At 38.5% G+C, this 24430-nt stretch carries 29 protein-coding genes and 1 tRNA gene; 19 read left to right on the top strand and 11 right to left on the bottom strand.

Translation table 11 applies throughout. The features are described 5' to 3' along the window. Positions 1-7 precede the first annotated feature (7 nt). Together FPL17_RS17235 and FPL17_RS17230 are read left to right on the top strand one after the other, a co-directional pair. Positions 8-427 carry a phage tail protein gene (locus FPL17_RS17235; RefSeq protein ID WP_159886425.1) on the top strand — a complete coding sequence of 140 codons (420 nt, stop codon included), beginning with the start codon at positions 8-10 and terminating at the stop codon, positions 425-427. 17 nt (positions 428-444) lie between these two features. Beyond that, positions 445-1407 (top strand): contractile injection system protein, VgrG/Pvc8 family, encoded by a 963-nt coding sequence (locus tag FPL17_RS17230; protein WP_228277579.1) that lies wholly within the window; start codon positions 445-447, stop codon positions 1405-1407. Here FPL17_RS17230 and FPL17_RS17225 read toward each other — a convergent pair. From FPL17_RS17225 to FPL17_RS17210, 4 genes are all read right to left on the bottom strand, one after another. Beyond that, positions 1404-2693, bottom strand: a complete 1290-nt coding sequence (locus tag FPL17_RS17225) for a Y-family DNA polymerase (protein ID WP_159886421.1) — start codon at positions 2691-2693, stop codon at positions 1404-1406. The genes FPL17_RS17230 and FPL17_RS17225 overlap by 4 nt on opposite strands. Further along, the gene (locus FPL17_RS17220) at positions 2690-3268 is read right to left on the bottom strand and encodes a LexA family protein (protein ID WP_159886419.1); all 579 of its coding nucleotides are present in this window, start codon (positions 3266-3268) and stop codon (positions 2690-2692) included. Before FPL17_RS17220 ends, FPL17_RS17225 begins: the two co-directional genes overlap by 4 nt. 150 nt (positions 3269-3418) lie before the next feature. After that, a complete protein-coding gene (locus tag FPL17_RS17215) occupies positions 3419-3838 on the bottom strand; it encodes a type II toxin-antitoxin system HicB family antitoxin (RefSeq protein WP_159886417.1) in 420 nt (139 codons plus the stop codon). A gap of 248 nt (positions 3839-4086) precedes the next feature. Then, complete coding sequence (locus tag FPL17_RS17210; RefSeq protein ID WP_159886415.1) at positions 4087-4266, bottom strand: type II toxin-antitoxin system HicA family toxin; 180 nt, start codon at positions 4264-4266, stop codon at positions 4087-4089. Positions 4267-4523: 257 nt separating this feature from the next. Between FPL17_RS17210 and FPL17_RS17205 the strand changes: the two genes are divergently transcribed. After that, positions 4524-4802 (top strand): hypothetical protein, encoded by a 279-nt coding sequence (locus tag FPL17_RS17205; RefSeq protein WP_159886413.1) that lies wholly within the window; start codon positions 4524-4526, stop codon positions 4800-4802. 30 nt (positions 4803-4832) lie between these two features. On the opposite strand, the gene FPL17_RS17200 is transcribed toward FPL17_RS17205, so the two are convergent. The 4 genes from FPL17_RS17200 to FPL17_RS17185 form a co-directional block, all read right to left on the bottom strand. After that, entirely contained in the window at positions 4833-5270 is a 438-nt protein-coding gene (locus FPL17_RS17200; protein WP_159886411.1) for a hypothetical protein, read from the bottom strand. Positions 5271-5288: 18 nt separating this feature from the next. After that, positions 5289-5828: a hypothetical protein gene (locus tag FPL17_RS17195; RefSeq protein WP_159886409.1), complete on the bottom strand. Its 540-nt coding sequence runs from the start codon at positions 5826-5828 to the stop codon at positions 5289-5291. Between the two features lie 99 nt (positions 5829-5927). Next, positions 5928-7475 (bottom strand): hypothetical protein, encoded by a 1548-nt coding sequence (locus FPL17_RS17190; RefSeq protein ID WP_159886407.1) that lies wholly within the window; start codon positions 7473-7475, stop codon positions 5928-5930. Positions 7476-7716: 241 nt separating this feature from the next. Further along, positions 7717-8415, bottom strand: a complete 699-nt coding sequence (locus FPL17_RS17185) for a hypothetical protein (RefSeq protein WP_159886405.1) — start codon at positions 8413-8415, stop codon at positions 7717-7719. A gap of 528 nt (positions 8416-8943) precedes the next feature. Here FPL17_RS17185 and FPL17_RS17180 point away from each other — a divergent pair. Beyond that, positions 8944-9618: a hypothetical protein gene (locus FPL17_RS17180; protein WP_159886403.1), complete on the top strand. Its 675-nt coding sequence runs from the start codon at positions 8944-8946 to the stop codon at positions 9616-9618. A gap of 507 nt (positions 9619-10125) precedes the next feature. On the opposite strand, the gene FPL17_RS17175 is transcribed toward FPL17_RS17180, so the two are convergent. After that, positions 10126-10482 carry a helix-turn-helix domain-containing protein gene (locus FPL17_RS17175; protein WP_159886401.1) on the bottom strand — a complete coding sequence of 119 codons (357 nt, stop codon included), beginning with the start codon at positions 10480-10482 and terminating at the stop codon, positions 10126-10128. 136 nt (positions 10483-10618) lie between these two features. Between FPL17_RS17175 and FPL17_RS17170 the strand changes: the two genes are divergently transcribed. The 9 genes from FPL17_RS17170 (at position 10619) to FPL17_RS17130 (ending at position 16181) form a co-directional block, all read left to right on the top strand. Then, complete coding sequence (locus tag FPL17_RS17170; protein WP_159886399.1) at positions 10619-10810, top strand: hypothetical protein; 192 nt, start codon at positions 10619-10621, stop codon at positions 10808-10810. Positions 10811-11126: 316 nt separating this feature from the next. After that, positions 11127-11489, top strand: a complete 363-nt coding sequence (locus FPL17_RS17165; RefSeq protein ID WP_159886397.1) for a hypothetical protein — start codon at positions 11127-11129, stop codon at positions 11487-11489. Continuing rightward, positions 11486-14215, top strand: a complete 2730-nt coding sequence (locus tag FPL17_RS17160) for a toprim domain-containing protein (protein WP_159886395.1) — start codon at positions 11486-11488, stop codon at positions 14213-14215. The genes FPL17_RS17165 and FPL17_RS17160 overlap by 4 nt, the downstream gene beginning before the upstream one ends. 67 nt (positions 14216-14282) lie before the next feature. Continuing rightward, the gene (locus FPL17_RS17155) at positions 14283-14711 is read left to right on the top strand and encodes a DUF2528 family protein (protein WP_159886393.1); all 429 of its coding nucleotides are present in this window, start codon (positions 14283-14285) and stop codon (positions 14709-14711) included. Positions 14712-14728: 17 nt separating this feature from the next. Continuing rightward, positions 14729-14938, top strand: a complete 210-nt coding sequence (locus tag FPL17_RS17150) for a hypothetical protein (protein WP_159886391.1) — start codon at positions 14729-14731, stop codon at positions 14936-14938. Beyond that, entirely contained in the window at positions 14935-15315 is a 381-nt protein-coding gene (locus FPL17_RS17145; protein ID WP_159886389.1) for a hypothetical protein, read from the top strand. Before FPL17_RS17150 ends, FPL17_RS17145 begins: the two co-directional genes overlap by 4 nt. Beyond that, complete coding sequence (locus FPL17_RS17140) at positions 15315-15668, top strand: single-stranded DNA-binding protein (RefSeq protein ID WP_159886387.1); 354 nt, start codon at positions 15315-15317, stop codon at positions 15666-15668. Before FPL17_RS17145 ends, FPL17_RS17140 begins: the two co-directional genes overlap by 1 nt. A gap of 12 nt (positions 15669-15680) precedes the next feature. Then, the gene (locus FPL17_RS17135; protein ID WP_159886385.1) at positions 15681-15878 is read left to right on the top strand and encodes a hypothetical protein; all 198 of its coding nucleotides are present in this window, start codon (positions 15681-15683) and stop codon (positions 15876-15878) included. Positions 15879-15881: 3 nt separating this feature from the next. Beyond that, positions 15882-16181, top strand: coding sequence for a hypothetical protein (locus FPL17_RS17130; protein ID WP_159886383.1), 300 nt, complete (start codon positions 15882-15884; stop codon positions 16179-16181). Positions 16182-16207: 26 nt separating this feature from the next. Here FPL17_RS17130 and FPL17_RS17125 read toward each other — a convergent pair whose 3' ends face one another. Next, complete coding sequence (locus FPL17_RS17125) at positions 16208-17272, bottom strand: tyrosine-type recombinase/integrase (RefSeq protein ID WP_159886381.1); 1065 nt, start codon at positions 17270-17272, stop codon at positions 16208-16210. A 163-nt stretch (positions 17273-17435) separates the two neighbouring features. Next, a tRNA-Leu gene (locus tag FPL17_RS17120) sits at positions 17436-17522 on the bottom strand. Between the two features lie 181 nt (positions 17523-17703). Here FPL17_RS17120 and queA point away from each other — a divergent pair. From queA to secD, 6 genes are all read left to right on the top strand, one after another. Then, positions 17704-18741 (top strand): tRNA preQ1(34) S-adenosylmethionine ribosyltransferase-isomerase QueA, encoded by a 1038-nt coding sequence (queA, locus tag FPL17_RS17115; protein ID WP_159886379.1) that lies wholly within the window; start codon positions 17704-17706, stop codon positions 18739-18741. Between the two features lie 176 nt (positions 18742-18917). After that, positions 18918-19946, top strand: a complete 1029-nt coding sequence (locus tag FPL17_RS17110) for a hypothetical protein (RefSeq protein WP_159886377.1) — start codon at positions 18918-18920, stop codon at positions 19944-19946. 31 nt (positions 19947-19977) lie between these two features. Then, positions 19978-20547 (top strand): LemA family protein, encoded by a 570-nt coding sequence (locus FPL17_RS17105; RefSeq protein ID WP_159886375.1) that lies wholly within the window; start codon positions 19978-19980, stop codon positions 20545-20547. 350 nt (positions 20548-20897) lie between these two features. After that, positions 20898-22028, top strand: a complete 1131-nt coding sequence (gene tgt / locus FPL17_RS17100) for a tRNA guanosine(34) transglycosylase Tgt (RefSeq protein WP_005193126.1) — start codon at positions 20898-20900, stop codon at positions 22026-22028. Between the two features lie 109 nt (positions 22029-22137). Next, on the top strand, positions 22138-22467 hold the full coding sequence (yajC, locus tag FPL17_RS17095; RefSeq protein ID WP_005149729.1) for a preprotein translocase subunit YajC: 330 nt from the start codon (positions 22138-22140) through the stop codon (positions 22465-22467). Positions 22468-22518: 51 nt separating this feature from the next. Beyond that, positions 22519-24420, top strand: coding sequence for a protein translocase subunit SecD (gene secD, locus FPL17_RS17090; protein WP_159886373.1), 1902 nt, complete (start codon positions 22519-22521; stop codon positions 24418-24420). Positions 24421-24430: the final 10 nt, after the last annotated feature.

The raw sequence follows: 24430 nt of genomic DNA, 5'->3' as shown, positions 1-24430 counted from the left end.
TGAAATTATGTTGATGGCTTTAGGACAATTTTTATTTACGACCGACGTTCTTAGCTTTAATGAATTACAGCGTCAACGCCAGTGGAAATACGGTTCTAATGCCGTGGCCAAAGGTCGTGATGCTGTCCAGTTTATGGGTGCTGGCGAAGACACTGTTACTTTGACAGGAGTAATTTATCAAGAACATGGATTCGGTCGACGTCAGTCGATCGATGATATTGCTGCTATGGCAGATCGTGGCCAAAGCTATTTATTGGTTGATGGGAGTGGTTACATCTATGGCGTTTATAAAATTGATTCTTTAGATGAAACCAAAGGAATTTTGACAGACATAGCCGTGGCCAGAAAAATTGATTTCACAATTAAGCTTTCAAGAACGGATGATGAACAGATAGATCAACAACAAATTACGGAGGATGCTGTATGAAGACTCCTGTTTGCATTTTGACTGCTGATAATAAACCACTCAATAATTTAATCACATCTCGCATTATGACAGTCAGCGTGACAGACAATCGTGCTGATGAAGCTGATCAAATCAATATCACACTCAATGATCATGATGGGGCTTTAGAGCTGCCAAAGCGTGGTGTCAAAATCAATTGTAAACTTGGGTGGCTGGGTGAACCATTACATGACAAAGGTGACTTTATCGTTGATGGTACCGAGTTGGGTGGCCCACCAGATGTCATGACAATTCGAGGATCTAGCGCAAATTTTCGCAGCAATATTAAAACGGCAAAAAGTAAATCATTTCATGGCCAAACATTAGGTGTAATTGCCCAAAGTGTGGCAAAAGAGCATAACTTAAAGTTAAATATTAATGGCCAACTTGCCAGCATAGCCATTCAGCATGTCGACCAGACGAATGAATCAGATTTAAACTTCTTAAAACGCCTGGCGAAGCAAAATGGTGCTGAGATGACGATAAAAAAAGATCGGCTTCTCATTTTCCAAGCTGGTTCTGGTTTATCAGCTTCAGGTAAAAACCTGCAATCTTTTACGATCGCTCGAAGTAAAGGTGACCAATGGCGTTATGCAGAAGAAGATCGGGATAGCGATCATACTGGTGTCGCTGCAAAATACCAGGACAAGGGTGATGCCAAAGCTAAAAAAGTCACCGCTGGCCAAGAAGGAAAGATCAAGACAATTAAAGGAACTTTTGCAAATAAAGACGAAGCACAACGTGCTGCTGAAGCTGAAAAACAAAAGATTGATCGTGAAAAGGCAACGTTTAGCTTTAATACAGCATATGGTGTTCCTGAAGTTTCTACAGAGACACCAGTCATAATTCAAGGCTTTAAAAAACAAGCAGATAAACTTAAATGGATTGTGGCCAAAGCCACCCACAACTACAATTCTAGCGGAGGTCTTTCAACTCAACTTGAAATGGAAGCTAATATTTAATGATTCACTCGAATCATTCCTTCTGCAGTAAAATAATTGGGGGTTAAATTGGATCTCTGCATGGTCCAGTTACCACCCAAGCCCCCTGCCCCAACTGAGATCCCTTTACTACCATATTTGTCGCGGATCTGACTCCATGCCTTCAGCAACTTATCAGCTTTTTCAATGTGCTCCATATCCGAAAGCAGGTCATAAATATGACCAGATTTAGGCTCTAACCCTGTCAGAATCACACCACACTTTTTAAACTTGACCCCTTTCTTATACACCCCTTCCATAAGTTCAGTTGCCTTTTTCACCAACGTCATTACATTGTCTGTAGCTTCAGGAAAGCCGAAAGTAGCTTCCCCTTTGTAGAATGGCTCACGTTCATCGAATGGACTGGAGTAAGCAAAAACAATCATGCAACCACAAAGTTGTTCTTCAGCCGCCAAACGTTCAATAGCCTTTTCAGTGTAAAGGCTGACAGCTGCTTTTAAGTCATTCAGCTCAGTAACTTTCTGCCCAAAGGATCTGCTCGAGATAATCTGTTTTTTATTCGGTGGCGTATCTTCTAACTCGATACAAGCTTGACCACGCAATTCCAACCAGGTGCGATGCATAACGATAGAGAACTGGCCACGGATCAGCTTTTCATTTGCATAGATAAAATCTAGTACTGAAGCAATCCCAAGTGAGTTTAATTTCTTGGCGTGTTGTCGACCGACTCCCCAAATTTCGGATACATCAATTTGACTAAAAACATGCTTTAGAACCTTACGATCGATATCATCCAGATTGCACACCCCATTTAAATGCGGGTATGTCTTGGCAATATGATTTGCGAGCTTGGCCTGAGTTTTTGAAAAGCCAATCCCAACGCAAACAGGCAACCCCAACCATTTCAAAATTTGCGCCTTCATTTGATGGGCATATTCAGTGTTATTAATAATTTTTTGGTAATGTGTCAGCTCTAAAAAACATTCGTCAATAGAGTAAATTTCTTGGTCTTGCTTATGCACGTAGCTACCAAGAATTGTCATAAAGCGTTTAGACATTTCCGCATAAACAGCATAGTTACTGGAGAGAACTACGACATTATTTTGCTCGATGAGATCCTTAATTTTGAATCGCGGTACACCCATCTTGATCCCGAGTATTTTAGCTTCGTTACTTCGCGCAACTGCACAGCCGTCATTGTTTGATAACACAATGACAGGCTTGTTATTTAGATGTGGCTGAAAAAGACGCTCACAACTCACATAACAATTGTTGACGTCGACCAGAGCAAACACACGCTTTTTCATCTAAACTTCTTCAGGCAGCGAGTAACAACACCCCAGATTATAAGTTCTTGACCATCCTTCAAATGAATATCAGGATATTCTGGATTTTCAGCCTTTAACCAGCGTTTATCCCCTTCGATAATTAAACGTTTAAGGGTGAAATCATTATCGATAAGAGCCAGCACAATATCTCTATGCTTCGCCTCAAGTGAACGATCGACAATCACTTCGTCATCGATGTCGATTCCAATGTCACGCAATGAAGATGAGTTCACCTTAGCGATAAAGGTGGCCGTAGGATTCATAATCAAGTGCTGATTCATATCAATAGATTTATCGACATAATCCTGCGCAGGGGAAGGAAAACCAGCCGACAAACGTTCCTCAGCCATTGGAATGGCCAACAATGTCTGCGGATCTACTTGAAGCAAAGAACCAGGACAAATATCCCCTGTTGATTTTTGTTTACTCTGTTCAATATAGTTTTTGATATGAACAACTTGTGACAAAGGCACGCGTATTACCTGTGTTTCTTCGCCAGTCCTTTTACGTCCAGCACCAGGGCGTGGCCCACCATGTTTGACAAGAGTATTCATAAACTTGAAATCGTTACAATATTCAAGTTAGCATAGAACGATGCTCAAGTTAATTGAAATTGAAAAAATTGATAAGAGGCTAAATATAAGAAATTTAATTACAAAAAAAGGCCTATTAGTTAAACACTACAGGCCTTCAAGGATTTTCAGTTAAGCAGTTATGCCAATATCTATATCCTCGTTAATAGCTAAAAGTGCTTCTTCAAGTGCTTCTAACTTTGTTGAATGGGTTAGCGAAAGCAAACGATCAACTTGTTTTTGATCCCATTTCAATTCTCTCGCTAGATCTGCTTTTTTTAATCCTTTATCTAACATAGCGTTAAACAAAGCGATTTTTAAGCTGACACGGAAAGGTAATTTTACTAAATGCTCACCTTTTAACTTTTTACTTGGTAGAGGTATATGTCGACGTTCAGTCATATAGATGATGAACGCAGATTCTAGTCCATTAACAGCTTCAGCAATTGCTTCTTCCTCAGAATATCCAACAGCTAGAGCTTCTGGTATATCACGACTACGAACTAAGTAAGAATTATCCGTATCGTGTGTGAAAGACACTGGATACAACATGATTCTCTATTCTCCGATGATTTTTCAGGATGGTATCCTGAAAAAGGTTTTCGCTTTAAAACCGTTGCTGCAGCAACAAATCTCATCACGATGATTATCTTCATGTACTTTGAAAAGGTAATGAAGATGTGGCTAGCGGCTGTGGCCTTCTGAAAATTGAAGTTCGAAGAGTGAATATTGGTAATAATCATCTTCCCAGCCTTGAGTAACTTGTATCAAGAGATATACTTTAAAGTCACAGCTAGGGCTTAAAGCCCTAACTGTTTGATGATTTCTTTACGAAGACCTTCTCCAATTTCCTTGCCTTTATGAAATGGTAGTGTTGTCTGTTTCCCCTCATATTCAACTATTCGGTGAGAACCTTTACCGCTACGCACAACCGTGACACCTTGTTGTTTCAGCCATCGTTCGAATTCACTGTACTTCATGTACATCTCCTTCTAAACAATGTATGAGATATAGTACGACATTTTTGTCGCACTTGTCAAGACATATATGTCGCATTTATTGATTAATAAAAATACAATTTTTCTGTGTATGGCTTATTATTAGCATTAGCTCATATTGATCTAAATGATAAGTTCATGTTGAACTATTCGTTAGGATCAAATAGAGCCATTCTTCTTTAATAGAATAAGCAATAAAGTTATTAATATATTTTCGATAAATCTAAGGTTAAAAAAAGATGAGAATCTATGCAACAACAGAAAACGTCTACAATGCTGTAGATGCAGTCATTAAACATGGATTTGCTGTAATTTCAGGAACCAAGACACCCGTAGAAAGCTATGCAGTACGAATCAAGAAGTGCTTAAAACCATATAAAGAAATTGACCCAAATCTAAGTCTACATAAAGACATACCGCATCATGGCTATTTGTATTATGTATTTGATATGAACCGTTTTAGTCATAAAGATTTAGAAAATGCTGTCAGAGAAATAGGTTTGAAAAACTCGAACTAACAATATAAAAAAAGCCCCAAGGGGCTTTTATCAAATTTGTTTAGCTAATTTCATAGTCCTACCGACTTGTTTTAAAATCCCTTCATTTTGTAGGGCCTTAAATACTTCATCAAGATCAAGTTCTTCTTGAGTGTTAAGACTACTTATAAAAACAAGCTCGATAACAGGAAAGTTAAGATTTTCATTAACCCTCATTCCCTGTCTTTTCAACTCATCTAAAAATTTTTGTCTAACTAATGGAATATTCGAAGGAAACAAATGTTTGAATCCTTTTTTAGTTAAACATCCATTTTGATCTAGATAACCATCAATAGTCGTAAGTGAAACGACAGCAGCGTCATAATCACTTTGAGGTATACCATGTTTTATATTTTTCCTAATAACAAATCGATCGTATTTTTCACCCTCCTTAGCTTTGCGATCAAAAGAATCAAGAATAAGTTGTTTTGCTTTTTCAATATTAGACATTTGTAAATACCTTATAAGTTATCGATAAATTTTCAACATACATGAACCACCCATACAATCCGTCGCAAAAGCTTTGTAGCCGTCAATCATAATTTCCTCACCTTTCCCTCCTGCCGTAACTTTATCGACTAGTCGACCAGCTTCAAGCCCAAGTAAAGAACGCGCTACCCGTTGAGCAACTTTGATACTTTCAAGACTCTTTTCCTTTGCAGATTCAGTATCATCTGCAGCTACCCACCCAATAATAATTTGTGTTCGACTTAATTCTAATTGAGCACCAAAATCAGCAAATTTGTATATCTTCTTTGGTTCACCGTTTGAGTCCGTGCTTTTAATAGTTTTAAAAACAGGTACAGCTGCACTTTTGATGATTTCATTATCATTATGAATATCATCAATTCTTGCAACATCTTCATTAGAGTCAACAGGTTGAAAGTCAATTTGATGTGTAGCGACTGCATCACTTATTGGCGAATCTTTTGTACTAGTAGATATATGCTCTTCACTAGAACAACCAGAAATAATCATAATCATAAGAACTAAAATATACTTTTTCATTTGTCCCCAATGTCCATAAGACGTGAATTTAATTACAAAAATTAATCCCTGCAATACTATAACTATCAGTTATTTCAATATTTAAATTGATATTTAAGTTTACCCTGGTGTACCCCCACCACCTGAACCAACAACTTGCTTAACTGGTGGGTTAAAAGTCTTAATTACATCGGTTGAGGCTTTGACTAATTCAGTACCAGCTTTCATTTGTTCAACAACGATATTATTATTTGAATTAGCATGTGTGGTACTAACATCCCTTCCAAAATATTTATCAGCAAGTTTAATTTTTAATTCTTTAATTTCTTGAGGGTCCCATCCATTCGTGTAACTATCAAGTGCAGTTAACTCAGCTTCAGTTTGTTTTGCTTGAATGGCGATCATCCTATGTTTCTCACCTTCTCTAGCCAAATAAAAACCAAATAAAATAAATGCGAGAATAAAAGGAATCTTGGCTAATATTTTCTTAGTATCTACTAAATTTGCTAAAACATAATTATTAGTATCTCCAAAAAATAAAACTAACAAACAAATAAATGAAATAGCTGCAAATATTCCAAAAATACCTAATGCACACCAGCGAAAAAGATTAGCAATAAAAATTTCATCTGAATGAATATTCGTATAGACCTGTATAGATGGTGTATTTTTTAATCTTTCTGAGTATTGTAATACAGCACTTTTTTCTAATTGAATTTCATCCAGATGAGTCTTAGATTGGGTAACAAGATTTCTAATTTCATCTAATGCTGTTGCAAATTCATTTATACCATTTTTATGTTTATTTAAAACTTCATTTTCTAATAAGTAGAAATTATTCAACTGCATAATTTTTGTGTCTAAAAGCCTACCTAATGCTGATACCCGTAGTGCCTGTTCTAATTTGTAGGATGCATCGTGAAATTCATCAACATTCCAGCTTGCTCGATTTATAGTGTACCTTGAAGGATCTACTATATAGCTATAAAAATTAGTAACCTCATTAATATACTCAGAATCATAAAGAGTCTGAGTATTTGCATATGAAATAAAAGCACTTTCAGCTGACTCTAAAATTTTATAAGATAACAAAATCCAATATTTACTTTTATCATTTATTTTTAAATCATTCAAAATATATTTGATTTTATTATAAACTTCACTTAATTCTTCTTTTTGAGTATATTTATATCCTTTAAAATCTTCTTTTTCAAATCTTCCATCCAAAATCAGTAGACTTGATTCTATAGAAACAAGTAAACTAATTTTTTCATAATAACCACCAAACTCTGTAACTCTTCCAGAAAGTTGAATAATATAATCGTTAAAATTTTGCGCAATGCTTCTTAGTTGCGATAAAGCTGAATTATATTCAACTTCAAAACCATGCTGATTCTTACCATAATAAAGATTAATCTGCACATCGTGAATTTTTTGTAAAAAAACACAAACTTCACCAATTACATCAGCACCTACAATTCTACTGTTTTTAATTTTTAACAAAATGTCATTATTAATGGAAGTAATTTCATCTTTTCTAGACGATCCATCACTATTGTATACATCCTTAACTTTATCTCCATTTATAGTAAAATATGAAGATTTAAAATCTTCTATTTTCTCTAAAAATTGTTCCAAATTGCTTTTAGTATAACTTTTACTACTCATAGCTTAAGATTATCCCTGTATAATTAGATAGAACATAGTGTATAGACTGAAAGATCTGCGAAAAGATTTAAAACATTCCAAGCGACGTCACAGCGTGCCTTAGAAAATTGTGTAAATACTATATCGAGATTTAATCTTAGCGTTATATAATTCTAAGCCTAGAGCAATCTAACAACTAAAATCTTTAATATTTCTTTATCAATTTTAATATTCATGATTCCCATGCTTCAAAAAATGACTTCTAATTAACATCTTCAAATTTTAGACCCTTTAATTGATTCCCCATATCCCACACCTCTCTAAACTCAATAAGATTTAATGGGTTTATAATGTCGTAACCTCCATTATACTTTTTATAATTTCTTTCTAATTCAATTAAGGTATCTATAACTATCCATTTATTATTATTAAAAAAATCTTCTAGAAATTCATCAGTAAATATTTCTTCTTCCGTGGACATTGAAGAATACCGTTGTCTTGATTCAATTTTATTATTTTTCTTAAGCCAAAAATAAAGTTTCAGTTCAAACCAGAAATTTGCATTTAAACGTGGGTAAAAATAAATTTCGTAGATATCATTTGGTACCTTATGAATCATTTTTAGAGTTTTATCTCTCTCATCTATATCGTTGTTTTCTTTTAATATTTTAGAAAATGCAATAGCTGTATCAAATAGATTTTTTAAATAACGTTCTTTATTGTCTACACCTGTTGAATTGTGCAACAAATCATAGACCACTTTTAAACTCGCATTAATTTTAATGGTCGTATCAATCACAGGCCTATTGTACGTAATTTGATCACTTACTTCATGAAAAAGTCGCTGAAGCTCATTTAAATTAATTTCCAAAGGCTGAAACCTCTGGACATTAAAATATATTGCACCTATTTGGATAGTTACAGTAGCTACGTTTTGCTGGTTAAATAATTGATTACTCATATTTATATCTAAATTTTAATTACCCCAAAATCACTATAACAAATTCTATTGACTAAACAAATTAACAAAGTTACATTGTTAGCAACTTAACAGAAAGCAGTTAAGTGCAGGCGTAGGAAACCTGAAAATTCGATCAAAGGCGCAAATTTGTCCGCCAGCGGACTATTTTTTTGCGTAAAATTCGGCTTATGCCTTATATGGCAGGCTGGATGGGGAGCTCGTAAGAGCGACCGTTTCTTTGATCACGGTTTTCCTAGCCTCATTCAGTCTGTCACCCTGCCGTAGGAAAGCATGGTGTCAGGTTTAAAAAACTTGATCAAAGGCAAACTTACTATGAACACTCGTTCTTATAGTGCATACACACGCACGTCTCAATCCCCAATTATTGAACATACCCCTGTTAAAGATCTCGCAGCGCATCAGCTACGCCATAAACAAATTCAAAAACGTAAAAAAATAATAGATACATTGTGCTTCATAGCCTTTGTTCTAATGACTCTTGTCCTTTTAAAAATTTAAGAGGTCAGGATGGCTAATAAGCTGCTGTTACAGGGCGATTATCCACTGATAGCTAGTCCAACGCTTGCCAAAGCGTATGGACTGGCATCAGCCGTATTTCTGCAGAAGTTACACTATTGTTTACAGAGCAGTGATGCAAAGGCCCACGATAAAAAGCGATTCTGGTTTCACACTTTAGAAGACTGGGTAAATACACTCGGACTTTATAGTGTTTCAACAATAAAAAGAGTCATTGCCAAGCTTAAGCAAGAAGGCGTACTGATCATAAAAAAACTCGCCAGCAGCAAATGGGTACAAACGAATTACTACAGCATCGACTATAAAAAACTGCAGGAGATCTTCAATCCTCAAGTAACCGAAGATATCCCGAAGCCACCCACCAAAGTGTCTAAAGAGCCACTCCCTGCTCCAGTTACTCCAGAAAAAACAATACAAGGATCACCAGATCCACAACATGCTCCTGCTGCTGAAGCAGATCTGACTAACTACCCATTAAATTATCAACGTTTTTATAAATCCTTACGCCAAGCCAAACTCGATATCTCCCTGACTGATCCACGATTAGAACAATGGTTAAAGCATTCCTCGAAAGTTATTCGACAAATTTATTATTTACGCCAAGGCAGCCGTACACCAGCTTACTGGCATACTCCTGAACAATTACAAATAACTCAATTAAACTAAGCGGAAGATAAGAAATGAAAAGCGATATTAATAAGTTACAATATAATGTTTTTAAAGAAAAACTTATCAGAATACGTGTGGGAATTGACAGAAAGCGAAGAATAATGATGAACGCTAGGTCTCTTTACACAATGTTACAGTGCAATATAACATACGTACAATTCTGTATGAATATCAAGAATACGCCTTTGCGCTTAGACACGGATTACCATGTAAATGATAAAAATGGAGATTTGATTTTAAGTATAAGTGCAGTGCAAACGGTACTAGTGATGTCGAATACAGAGATTAGTTGGGAACTACATCATGCCCTTAGTGACCTCATACACAACGGATTTTCAGATTTAAATTAGGGGGATTTCATGGACATCGATATGAAACTATGCCAATTGATTGGACAGTTAACTTTACTCGTAGATCTCACTGAAGACGCAAATAGTAATATCAATACCAGTAGCCGCGCTCTCACGGCTACTTTCCAGAATTTGTTACAGCAAGTTGAAGGAATTAGTCAGCAATATCAGAAGCAGGAAATGAAGCGGCAAAACTGCGCGCAACAGTAAACAGCGCATCACGTTGGTTAAGGTTTGTTTGAGAGTACAATGTTAACCAATCTTTCTCTTGAGGTGTCAGCATCGCAAGAGAATCACTTTTTTGACCAGACAATATATAAAGCACGTCAAAACCCAATTTTAATAATTTCTGTAAGTCATCAATTTTCATCATTCTTTTATCGTTTTCATACCTATAAACGGACTGCTTATCTAACTCTAACTTTTCCGCAAGTTCTGGTTGAGTAAATCCGAATCTTAATCGCTCTTTTCCCAAACGAGAACCGATACTATCGTTATTTTCTATATCCATTTGGTCTAGCACCACTATTATTAAATAGTCCATTTGGACTATTATTAAGTCTAACAAGTTAACAACTTAACATCTTAACAAAGTTAAATTATCAAACACAGCTTTTTAAGCTGTTACCCCAAAGGAGTCGTCGACCATGACAACCGTAGCAAACCCTGAAGAGAAGAGAGTGCAAATAAGCTTCCGTGCGCCTGTATCCCGTCGTCAACAGATCCGTATCGATGCAGCATGTCTCGGCTTAACCCCCCAAGAATGGCTAGACAATTTGGTAATTAGGGAACTAGAAGAACGAAGTAAAAAAAATCCGCAAATTCAGGCTGCGCAATAATCTCATAAAAATCATAAATAAATGCAGTGTCTATCAAACAATTTTTAATATTTTCGCGGTAAAAAATTATGGTAAAGGGGCTTCAGGAAGTGCATGTCAAGGATGACAAATTAATTTGTAGTACATGCAACACACCTCTCCAGCTGCATGGACGCGCAGCAATCAAGGATGGCAATCACCAATTCATTAGCGAATGTGAAACCTGCAATCAGGTCATACGCCTACGTATTGAGGTTGTCAGAGTATTCACTCGGAAATCGGTGTCAGTACTATGAGTAGATCAATTGGTATTTATTGTCCACATTGCAGTACACGCATGTACGTCAATGGACGCAAACAACCTTCACCTGTTTTGCATAAACTCGTTGTTTCATGCAAAAACCCACGTTGCTTAGCTAGTTACAACGCCCATGTCGAAATCGTGTCGTCAATACAAAGCAGCTTAACTCCTTCTGACGAAACACCTTCCATTCGAAATCTCCATCCCTGGTTCAAAGAGCTTGAGTTTCTTGTTCAAAGTATCGAAGTCAATCCTGGTGCAGCCAAAGATTCTATCGGTCATATCAAGGGCTTTATTAATGCACTGCAGATCTGCAGCTTAATAAATTTAACCGAAGCCCAGCAGTACACACGCCGAATCGAAAATCTTTCACTCTTTCCCACGGATATGACGCAATGAGCCTTCAAGACAAAATCATCGATCATCTGGAAAAGACTTTTAAGTTTAAAAGAGAAGGTGATTGGTACCATTATGGAACATGTCCTAAATGTGGCGAGAAAACTTGCTATGCCCACACAGACAAACCCAAAGTTGTTAAATGCAATCGTATTAATAATTGTGGTTATGAAGAACATGTAAAAGAAATTTGTGCTGATCTATTTAAAGATTGGTCTAAAGAGTTTCCTAAAACGCCCGAAAATCCATCTGCAAGTGCTGATGCTTATTTAATCGAAGCTCGAGGCTTTGATATTTCAAAACTAAAAGGCCGTTACACTCAGGAACTTTTTAATAATGACGTTAAATATCCTGGACAATATAGCGCGACTGTTAGATTCAAAATTGCTGATGGTGCTTATTGGGAACGCCTTATCGATAGACCTGAGCGTTTCGGAAAACAAAAAGCAAATATCATTGGTAAATACACAGGCCTTTGGTGGACCTACCATGAAAAATTCGATGATCTTTGTATAGCTAAAGAGTTAATGCTCACTGAAGGGATATTTAACAGTATAGCTTTAAGCTTCAGTGAAAAAATTAGTGTCGCAACCTTATCAACGAACAACTACCCTGCTGCACTTCTAGAAGCAATAAAAAAACGCTGCACAGAATTAAAGCTTAAAAAACTTCCAACACTTGTTTGGGCGTTTGACAATGATATTGCTGGGCGAAAAGCAATTAATAAATTTCACGATCGAGCTGTTACCGATGGTTGGGAGTCGACTGCATCAATCCCTGTTATGGCCAGAGAAGGTGATTTAGATTGGAATGATTTATATCAGCGCGATCTATTGAGTACAAAGGATAAAGATGAAGATCCATTCAAGCGATTCAATCACTTTGGGCAATTGTTAATTGCCAAGTCATCTTATGAAGCAGCTCAACTGATATATAGCTTTTATGATCAAAAATTAAATAATTTCTCGTTTACCCACCAATATAAAACCTACTGGTTCAGTATCAATCGGGAGGACTATGACAAAGAGTATGACTCTCAACTTCAAAATACGGGCGACAAAACAATTGCAGCAAAGGAAGCCCTAAAACGCGCTGGCAAAGTAGAAATGATCTGCAATGCTGTACTGAAGGGACTGTATTTCCAACGCAATACTATTACAGATGAATCCTGGTATTACTTCAAAATTCAGAATGATGCTCGTACTGAAGTTAAAGAGACTTTTTCTCCTGAGCAACTCACATCAAAAGCCAATTTCACCAACCGTTTATTGGGTATTTCCCCTGGTGTTTGGTGGACTGGATCAGACAAACAACTCCATTCAATCGCTCAGCGTGAAACCGATCCTAAATATCTAAAAGAAGTCAAAACAATTGATTTTATAGGCTATTCAAAAGAATACGGTGCGTATATTTTCAATAAACATGCTGTGTACAACGGCAAAGTTATCCCCATAAACGATCATGATTTCTACAGAGCAGGTAAAGTTGATTTAAAAACTCTAGCTAAAAGCCCTTCAATTCAACTGAACGATGAATCCTTTAAACCTCAATGGTGGCAAGACTTTTACAACATTAACGGAGATAAGGGACTTATTTTATTAGCCTGGTGGACAGGATCATTTTTCGCAGAGCAGATCCGTGAAAAACACTATTCATATCCGTTTATTGAATATGTGGGTCAGGCTGGAGCTGGTAAATCTTCACTAATTAACTTCTTCTGGAAACTTTCTGGCCAAGTCGGTGCTAAAGAAGGGATTAACCCAAATAGCTCCACGTCAGCTGCTCTTCATCGATCTATGGCCCAAGTGTCTAATCTGCCTGTTGTATTTATTGAAGGTGATAGAAAGGACCAGAAACAATCAAAACAGAAATTTGATTGGGACGAATTGAAAGATGCTTTTAATGGCCAGAATATTCGTTCTCGAGGTTTAAAAACTTCAGGCAATGATACGTACGAGCCTCCATTCCGTGGGGCGATCATGATCAGCCAGAATGATCCTATTAGCGCATCAGAAGCAATCCTGAGCCGTACCCTTTTTATCGAAGTTGATATGAAAGGTCACACTTACGATAAAAAAGTAATTGCAAATCGTTTATATGGGATCGAATTTTCAGAGGCATGTAAGTACATGACTCATTGCCTAAAAAATGAAAATGCAATCCTGAAGACTTTTCATGAAAAATTCAGCGAGTTAGAAAAAGATTTACATGGTAGTGGTATTACCCATACCCGTATTGCTTTATGCCATGCCCAAATATCAGCAATGATTATTGCAATCAGCAAGCATGTATTGAATGAAGTTATTGACCTTGAAGAAGTCTGTAATGCTCAGGCTATGCTCGAGGAGATGGCTAGATCCAGAATGGCCGATCTATCCGATGACCATGTCCTAGTAAAACAATTCTTTGAAGTTTATGAATTCCTAAACTCAAACAAACGTACTGCAAACTCTTCGCTCAATCATCACAAAGCTGAAGATGCAACGATTGCCATTAACTTAAATGAAATCTACAAAGCTGCAGCAATCAATTATCAAGCCCTACCAGATATCAATGATATGCGATCGCTACTCAAATCTAGTCGTAAATACAAATTCATCGAAATGAACCGCCAGGTTCGATCAACAACATATCCAGTAAATAAAGGTAAAGAGCTTGCAACTGATGTTGCTACTCCACGCAATGTTAAATGCTGGATATTTTCAAACCCTTACCAATTCAACCGTTAAAAGTTAACAGCCCACATATAGAAGTTGCAGCTTCTATATGTGGCACACAACCACTAGGAGTGAAATTATGCAAAACGATTCTACAGTACAAACAGAACAAGCGGAAATTCCTGAATATCTACAGTGTGATCCACGTACATATAAAGTGAAATTAAACAGCGATCATGAGTTCACCTGTGACTTGGATTTCACCATCATTATTAAATGTACCGATCAGGCTTTACATGATCACAATACGTTTTGGAGTAACGATGACATACGTCTGGATGACAATGATGGAGACATCGTTGCCGTCATCTTAAAGATGATTGGTCGTAAGGTTTTCTGGTGGTGCTATCAACACCAAAGTACTTCCCTACATTCAAAATATGGAGTTAATTCAATTTTTATGGATGAAGGATGGAGTCCTACTTGTTTTGAATTAATAGAGCTCGATTGGGACAATTACGTGACTGACGATGACTTCGAATTCGAACAAGTAACGGTTAGTGCATAAAAATGGGAAGCGATGAAATGACACCACAAGAGAAAGAAAAATTTATAGGTTATTGCACTCAAAACTTAGGTATGTCTAAAACTGACAAAGCTTTTGAAGTTACAGATGGAAATCACTTTTTCAAAAGTGAAGACACTCGCAGGCTTTTTGTCACTTGGTGGCAAATGGATCATGCCGAAAAAAGCAAATGCTCCTGCTTCGAGTCGCAAGGAGGTCAATCAAAATGAATATGGCAATCTCAAATATAGGTAGAAACGGTAGAAAGTTAAAAATAAAAAACACTACAGGGGTATGGTGGCCATGTGAAATTCAAGTGTTAGAAACAATGCTTGACGAGAGAAAAACGATTAGTGATATCGCAGATGTCCTTGATCGTTTACCAAGCATGGTTAGACAAAAAATTCAAATTTTGAAAAAGTCAGGTGGCCGTCCTCGCCTGTCATTTAGAAGAACCCGTGGTGGTTGGTGGGACTCTGAGGTGATAGTTCTAAAATCGATGATTAAAGATAATTATAAAGTCCCCTACATATCAGAAGTATTAGACCGAGATGCAAACTGTGTTCACGTAAAAATCAAATATTTAAGAGTTAAAGGGGAATTGTAATGCGAGGTATCAATAAAGTTATTTTGGTGGGTTCTCTTGGAGCAGATCCACAGAAAAAGAATTTTCCTAATGGTGGTTCATATACTCAATTTTCAATTGCTACTTCAGAAAAATGGCAGGATAAACAATCAGGTGCTTGGAATGAAAAAACAGAATGGCATCGTGTTGTGGCCAACGGAAAGCTAGGTGATATTGCAGCCCAATACCTAAAAAAAGGGTCAAAAGTTTATGTGGAAGGTTCCCTTCATACTCGGTTATGGAAAGATCAACAGAACATTGAACGCTACATGACTGAAGTAAAAATTCAAAGCATGCAAATGCTCGACTCAGCTCCACAAGCAAACCCATATTAAGCGAGAATAAAAATGAATTTTGAACACATTGTGATTGCCCGTGAAGCAATAACTGATAAGCACGGTGCACAAAAACCAACCCAAAATATCCAGGACTCTATAGATTGCCCGATTTGTAAAACTGGAGAGTTAAATTACCGAATCAGCAGCTACAACGGGCATATTCATGCCAAATGTACAACTGATGAATGCGTATGCTGGATGGAATAAGTCATGACTGAACCAGGCGTTGAAAAAGCACTTGAAAGCTTTTTTCAGAAAATGATTAAACGAATAGAAGATAAACCTATTGTTCCGATCGAATGCCAACTATGGGACGATCAGGATGTAGCAACTTATTTTAAATACACTTTGGAATATGCTAAACGAAACATAATCGCTAATGATAAGTTTCCTCCAAGCCGTGATTTACCCACCTCAAAAGATGGTGAGCGAACAGTCCCTCGTTGGAAGGCAACAGATGTCATAAAATTTGCGATGGCGTTTGATAAAAGCACTTTGACCTACCATTAAAAAATGCCACCTTCGGGTGGCTTTTTTTATGCTAATAACTTGCTTAATCCCCCAGATTGGTCCATTTCTTGGATAATTTCCTCACTGGTCGGGTTGTAATAAATCAATGCAAATTTTGGATCTTTCCATCCAAAGATCTTACAAAGGGTTAAAGCATTCTTTATTCGCTTGGCCATTAAGCTTGCAGCTTCATGTCTTGAATCGTGAAAAGTCAGATCTGCACCATCTAATCCAGCACTTTTCCTAGCTTTTCTAAAAAGCGCATCCCTAGATGAATCAGTAACAGTAAAAATCTTGGGTGAAGCCTTTCTATCAATCTGCAGAGCCAACTCCCAAAGTTGTGTTGCAAACTCATCTAGCGGAACAATTCTTGTGGTACCATTTTTGGTATCTGGTAATTTAACAATCCGCTTTTTTAAATTCACATCCTTAGGTAGGCGATTAACAATTTCGCCTGATCGCATGCCAGTGGATAATGCGATGAGCCAAATCAAAGCTACTTGTTGCATTTTAGTATTTGGTACAGTACCTGGAACATACTTTAATGCTGCCAACATCTGCCCTAGTTCATCGAGTTCAATACGTCGTTCTCTATGTACGGGCTTTGGTGGTAATTTCACTTGAGATGCTGGATTAATTTTTATCCACTTCTTCTCAATACACCATTCGAAAAAAGACGATAAGGTGGAGAAATCCCTTCTAACTGTACTCGCTTTCAAAGGCTTGATTGATCGCTTCATCACATCATCACGATATTCTGTTAGGAATTCAGATTGATAATTCACTAGTGGCCAATCAGTATTTTTTAAAACTCTTTGAAAATAAATTATGCGCTGCTTTTCCTTCTTTGCAGTCTTTTTAAATGATGAAACCTCGTTTGAATAACGATTCAAAGCTTCATTCATAGTCAAAACAACATCTTTCCGCAAAGCTGCTAATGTTTGGTTATTTAAAATGATGTCTCTTTCTGTTTCACGTGCCCACGTTTTCGCTGCAGCTTCAGTGTCATGTACCTTAGTTTTTCTTAAATCATCAATCTTGACTTCCGCTCGCCACTTTCCATTCGCAGTTTTATAGATAGATCGATACATTTCAGGACCATACGGTGTGTAAGTGTGTGGGTAACGTGTGGGTAGTTATACCTGAAAATAGCTAAAAATACCCCAAAAAAACATAAACGCCAAAAACGACAAAGCCCCAAGCTCTTGATTAATAAGAACTTGGGGCTTTGATATATCTGTCTAAGCTATCTAATGGTCCCGAGGGTCGGACTCGAACCGACACGTCATCTCTGACAGCGGATTTTGAGTCCGCCGCGTCTACCAATTTCACCACCTCGGGAAGAGTGCGATGCTTTGTGTTGCGTATAATAACCTGTTTGATTTTATTGTCAAACACTAACTCACGCTTATTGCTCACTTTTAAATCACTCAGATATTTTTCTGCTTATAAACACGCGAACTCAGCGAGAAAACGCAAAAAAGACTATACTACGCCCAATTTTTTGCAATGTTTTAGATGTATGCAACTCTCCGACTTTTCGTTTGATCTCCCCGATGAACTTATTGCTCGCTACCCCTTAGACAGTCGTAGCGCATCTCGCCTGCTGCATATCGATGCGCAAGGCCAATATCACGACCATGCCTTTACCGATATTCTCGACCTTCTCGAAGAAGGTGATTTGCTAGTACTGAATGACACCAAAGTCATGAAAGCACGCTTAAAAGGCAAACGTGCTACAGGCGGTGCAATCGAAGTTCTTGTTGAACGCATGTTGGATACCCACACTGCGCATTGCCATATCAAATCAAGCAACTCCCCCAAAGCTGGTGCAGAACTGTATATTGGTGAAGATGCGGTTCCAGTCACTGTACAAGGTCGCCATGAAAATCTGTTTGTGGTGAAGTTTTCACAACCAATCTTGTCGGTACTGGATCAATACGGTCAGCTGCCGATTCCGCCTTATTTCAATCGTGAAGCAGAAGAAATTGATACTGAACGTTATCAAACTGTTTTCCACGACCCTGAAAAAATTGCCAGTGTTGCAGCACCGACAGCGAGTCTGCATTTTGACCAAGGCTTATTAGAAAAACTAGCAGCCAAAGGCGTGCAAAAAACCTTTGTCACGCTACATGTGGGTGCAGGAACGTTTATGCCTGTACGTACCACAGACATTACCAATCACATTATGCACAGTGAATGGTGTGATGTTCCACAAGCGACCATTGACCTGATTTTGGCAACCAAAGCGCGTGGTAATAAAGTCATTGCAGTGGGAACCACGGCGACCCGTGCCTTAGAAAGTGCAGCACAAGCCAATCAAGGCAAAATTGCAGCTTGGACTGGTGATACCCAGATCTTTATCTATCCGGGTTATCAGTTCTGTATCGTGGATCGTTTGATTACCAACTTCCATTTACCAGAATCGACCTTACTGATGTTGGTTTCAGCACTTTCCAATCGAGACAATATCTTGGCTGCTTATACCCATGCAGTTGAACAACGTTATCGCTTCTTTAGTTATGGCGATGCGATGTTGGTGGATAAGCTCGATACTTAAAAAGTGATCAATCGACTAAATTACGGTTTAGTCGATTTTCTCAATAAAATGTTTTGGTAAAAGTAAGTTATTCAAAAATAAAACACAGCTAGATTCAGATTATAGGCTTCTTAGTTTCTGAAATTTAAAGCATAATTCAAACAAGACCAACCCATTATAATGAAACGATTATTTCCATGCCAATCGACACTGTACAACAAGCGCTGCATATTAGACGTAAAAAAAATGCGCAGGTTTTTCACAATATTGCTCGGCTGTGGGAAGCTGGGCAAAAGTCCCATAGTGATCAAGCTTTGCTAGATGCTTTGCACCCGTGGCGTGACGATCATAGTCTACGATTTTTTAATGTGCTGCCCTACTTATTGGGTATGGTCAGTATTGGCACCTTGGTGTTTGGTTATTTTCTACATCCACATATTCAATATATCTGGAGTCTACTCGGGGCATTTTTGACAGGTTTTCTGGCCTATTTGCTCTATGAACCACAAGAGCCACTAACACGCGTCATTCATTATTTAGAAGAACGTATGACGGTATTACGCTATGGTTTGCAGTTCCAACAATTGCCTGCTTATTTACCCATTCAAGCGCAGCCACTTTTGGTCATCAGCAAACTAAAGCAACATTTCCCCTTATTCAATCGCGGCAATGAAGCTAACGAGATTACCCAATACGCGTCGACCACATGGCATGATGGCAACACAACCCACCAAGTACTGCTATTTCAATATCACTATGTCAGTGAAATGCCGATCCTTCAGGATCAGAGCAGCGATAAAAAAATCGTTAAAGAAATCCATAAAGATTTATGGGGCGCGTTTATTTTTCAAATGCCAGCCTTAGGTATTGCTGTAAGCAATCAACGTTCTCGTTTTTTTGAACCTTACACCAGTTCATGGCAAAGCAGCGATATTTTGATTAACCAAGAATTGAATATTTTTGGCTTAGATCAACACCGACTCGCAAAAGAGGTAAGCCCTAGCCTGACCTTAAAGTTACATGATTTTTTTCAACATTTTACAGGTGATTTAATTTATCATCATGAAGAGCAAATCATGTGTTACGTAGGCGAACAAAATCTTTTCCAAACCGCCAGTAAACGTAGCGAAATAAACGATATTCCAGCATTACGTGGACATTTAAGAACCATGACCATGCCGCAATATCAAAAGTTTCAACAGCTCATGCTGAATTTAATTAGCTAATCATTTAGCAATAACAATAAGGGGAATAGCGATGACAGGTTTACTGATCTTTTTGGGGATTTTTGTGGTACTGATCGTGTGGGGCATTTCTATCCGCAATAATATCGTGCGTTATTTTAATGCCACCAAACGGGCATGGTCAGAAGTGGCCAACTTCGAACGTCAAAAAGTCAAGACACTAGAAGCCTTGGAAGCGACGCTAGATCAATATACTCAGTTCGAAAAATCCACCTTGGAAAAAGTCACTGAGTTGCGCCAACAGATTCTTAACCTGAATGTGAATGACACGGATATTTCACAGTTACAACAGATTGAGAAAATGAGTAAGGAACTGATTCGTAGCTTAAATGTGGTGGTCGAAAATTATCCTGAACTGAAAGCCGATGCGCTGTATAGCAAGATGATGGATGATATTCAGGAGCAAAACGAAAATGTCGGTGCAGCCATCACTATTTTTAACCGCAACGTGGAATTATTTAATAACCAAATCGAAGTGTTCCCGAATAATCTGATCAATACGCTGACTTTATCCAAGAAAGCCATTCGCCCATTTAAGGATAATCTGGCGACTGAAAATTTTGACTATAAGCCGAATTTTTAGTGCCTTAGCGCCGATCACTATAGTCTATTTTATAAGCGGAAAATCATTCAATTTGATGCTTTAGATTTACGATCTAACCCCCTAAATCCTCCTCCCTTGCGCTGCGATAACCGCAGCTCACCTTTAAAAAAGGAGGGAGCATTTGAGTTTATCGTCAGATAATATCGCCTTTTATCCCCCTCTTTTTAAAGAGGGGTTAGGGGAGATTATTATTTTTTGGTTATAGCTACATTTAGTAGTAGAACTACACGCCATAATCGGGGAAAATAGCCGCTTTCGATCAGCGAACTGTTTTTTCGCCTCCTTGCGCTGCAATCAAAGTAGCACTTCGATCTTGCTCAGGTTATTACATGAAATTTGAAAAATTAGGCCAGTCGGGGCGCGCCCGTCGTGGTCGACTTACTTTAGAACATGGTGTGGTTGAAACCCCTGTGTTTATGCCAGTGGGTACTTATGGTACGGTTAAAGGCATGCTCCCTCGTGACATTGAAGAAATTCAAGCACAAATTATCTTAGGAAATACCTTCCACTTGTACTTACGTCCAGGTTTGGAAGTGATTAAAGAGCATGGCGGTCTGCATGAGTTTATCCGATGGGATAAACCAATTTTGACTGACTCAGGCGGTTTCCAAGTGTTTAGCTTGGGCGCCATGCGTAAAATCAAAGAAGAAGGTGTGACCTTCCGCTCTCCGATTGATGGTTCAAAGGTGTTCTTGTCTCCAGAAATTTCAATGGAGATCCAACATGTATTGAACTCAGATATCGTGATGATCTTTGATGAATGTACGCCTTACCCTGCAACCCATGAAGAAGCGCAAAAATCATTGCAGCTTTCTTTACGTTGGGCTAAACGCTGTAAAACCCACCACCATGATGAACTTAAGAATAAAAATGCCTTATTCGGCATTATTCAAGGTGGCATGTACGAAGACCTTCGTGATGAGTCACTCACTGGCTTGTTAGAAGTTGGTTTTGATGGTTATGCAATTGGTGGCTTATCGGTCGGTGAACCGAAAGAAGAAATGATCAAGGTACTTGATTATCTGCCAAACAAAATGCCACAAGATAAACCACGTTATTTAATGGGTGTGGGTAAACCAGAAGACATCGTGGAAGCGGTTCGTCGTGGCGTCGATATGTTTGACTGCGTGATGCCAACCCGTAATGCACGTAATGGTCATTATTTTGTCACCGATGGTTTAGTCAGAATCCGTAATAGTCGCTACCGTCATGATCAAGGGCCTTTGGACCCACATTGTGATTGCTACACTTGTAAAAACTTCAGTCGTGCCTATTTATATCATTTAGAGAAGTGTGGTGAGATGCTGGCATCGATGCTCGGCACAATCCACAACTTGCGTTACTACCAACGCCTGACGCAAGGTATGCGTGATGCATTGGATAATGGCACATTTGATGAATACGTTCAGGACTTTTATGCGCGTCGTGGATTAGACGTTCCACCATGTCCAGAGGACTGATGTAAAGTAAATGCATCAAGATTTGCGCCTGATCGCAAGACAAGGTACATTGCAAAACGAATTGGAATTTATTGTTAATTTTTTGGCTTTTTAATTTTAGGAAAACGAAATGAGCTTCTTAATCTCTACTGCTCACGCTGCGCCTGCGGCTGCACAAGGTCCAAGCCTGATGGCAAACATCTTGATGATTGCTGTCTTTATCGCAATCTTCTATTTCTTGATCTGGAGACCTCAAGCGAAACGTGCTAAAGAACACCGTTCTTTGATCGAAAGCTTAGGCGTAGGCAGTGAAATCGTGTTTGCTGGTGGTTTAATGGGGAGAATTACCAAACTTGAAGGTGACTTTGCAGTAGTTGAACTCGCTCGTGGTGTTGATGTAAAAATTCAACGTGCGAGTGTCATTTCAGTCTTACCTGAAGGCACACTAAATAACCTTTAATCATAAAATAGTCGTGCCTCAGCACGACTTTTTCATTTAAGAAGAAAGCAAATGCGTTACCCTGCATGGAAATATTTGCTGATCCTTGTAGTACTTGTGATCAGTACGTTATATGCACTTCCAAGTCTGTATCCAGATGAACCTGCTGTCCAAATTTCTGGAGCAAAAGCAGGCACGAAAATTGATCAGACCATAGTGCAAAAAGCTGAGCAGATTTTAAAAACTGCCGACATTAGCAGTCATGACAATAGCTTTACCAATAACGCGGCCTTATTACGCTTAAACTCTTCTGAAGAACAGTTAAAAGCCAAAGAAGTATTACGCCGTGATTTAGGTGAAGATTACGTTGTTGCACTCAACCTTGCGCCGACCACACCAGAATGGTTGCAAAAGATTGGGGCAAAACCGATGAAACTCGGTTTGGACTTACGTGGTGGTGTTCACTTCTTGCTCGAAGTCGACATGGATAAAGCAATTAGTCAGCGTATGGAAACATCTGCAACTGATTTGCGTCGTCAATTTCGTGATAACAAAATCAAATTCAATAACCTTGCACTAAGCAACAATACCATTACCATCCAGTTTGCTAGCAATGCAGACCGTGATGCTGCGACTGATTTTTTACGTCGTAATGGTAATGAGTTTACGCAACAAGCTGTTGCCACTTCATCTGGTGCAACCTTAAGACTGAGTTATACCGATGCACGTCGTCAGGAAATTCAATCTTATGCAGTCAATCAGAACTTAACGACCTTACGTAACCGTATTAACGAACTTGGTGTGGCAGAAGCACTGGTACAAACCCAAGGTAGCAACCGAATTGTGGTTGAATTACCTGGTGTACAAGATACTGCGGAAGCAAAACGTGTCTTGGGTCGTACAGCGAACTTAGAGTTCCGTTTGGTTGCGGACAGCAATGATCAATATATCGATCCATATACGGGTAAATATAATGGTCAGCCACTTCCTCCAGGCACTGAAGTATTTGCTTATCAGTCTTTAGACAGTGGTCGTCAATTGCTATTGCAACGTAACCGTATTTTGACAGGTGAACGTGTCCAAAATGCAAGCTCTGGCTTTAGCCAAGACTCTGGTGGTGCAGAAGTAAACATCACTCTAGATTCTTCGGGTGGTAAGTTAATGGCTGATGCAACCCGTGGTGCTGTTGGCAAACGTATGGCTGTTTTGTTTATCGAAAATAAACAAAAAATCTCTTATGTTGCTGATCCAAACACAGGTGTGCAAACTGAAGTTCGTACCCCATATACTGAATCTGTGGTGATTAACGCTGCGACGATCCAAGCAGTCTTGGGTTCACAGTTCCGTATTACAGGTCTAGATTCACCACAAGAAGCAGCAGAACTTGCTTTGATGCTTCGTGCAGGTGCATTAGCTGCGCCAATGTACTTCGTTGAAGAACGTGTTGTTGGTCCAAGCCTTGGTCAAGAAAACATTGACAAGGGCGTCTTATCGACCCAAATCGGCTTCTTGCTGGTTGCGATCTGGATGGTTGTGTTCTTCCGTTTATTCGGTTTGATCGCGAACTTTGCCTTAGTCTTTAACCTTGCCATGATCTTAACGGTGATGTCTTGGATTGGAGCTTCCCTCACCCTGCCGGGTATTGCAGGTATCGTGATTACCATTGGTATGGCGGTCGATGCCAACGTACTGATCTGTGAACGAATACGAGAGGAAATGCTCTGGGGCGCCTCGCCAAAACAGGCAATTGTCGCAGGTTATGATCGGGCCTATAACACCATTCTTGACTCGAACTTAACCACTTTCATTGTTGCGTTTATTTTATTCGCAATTGGTACAGGTCCGATCAAAGGCTTCGCCGTCACCTTGATGATCGGTATTATTTGTTCGATGTTTACTGCAATTACAGTAACACGTGCAATCGTACAGCTCATTTATGGCAAGCGCCGTAATTTGACCAAGTTGAGTATTTAAGGAGATTCAC

Source organism: Acinetobacter dispersus (assembly GCF_009884975.1).
Lineage (GTDB): Bacteria > Pseudomonadota > Gammaproteobacteria > Pseudomonadales > Moraxellaceae > Acinetobacter > Acinetobacter dispersus.
Note: the sequence above shows the minus strand (reverse complement) of the source record. Positions and strands in the feature narration are given on the sequence as shown.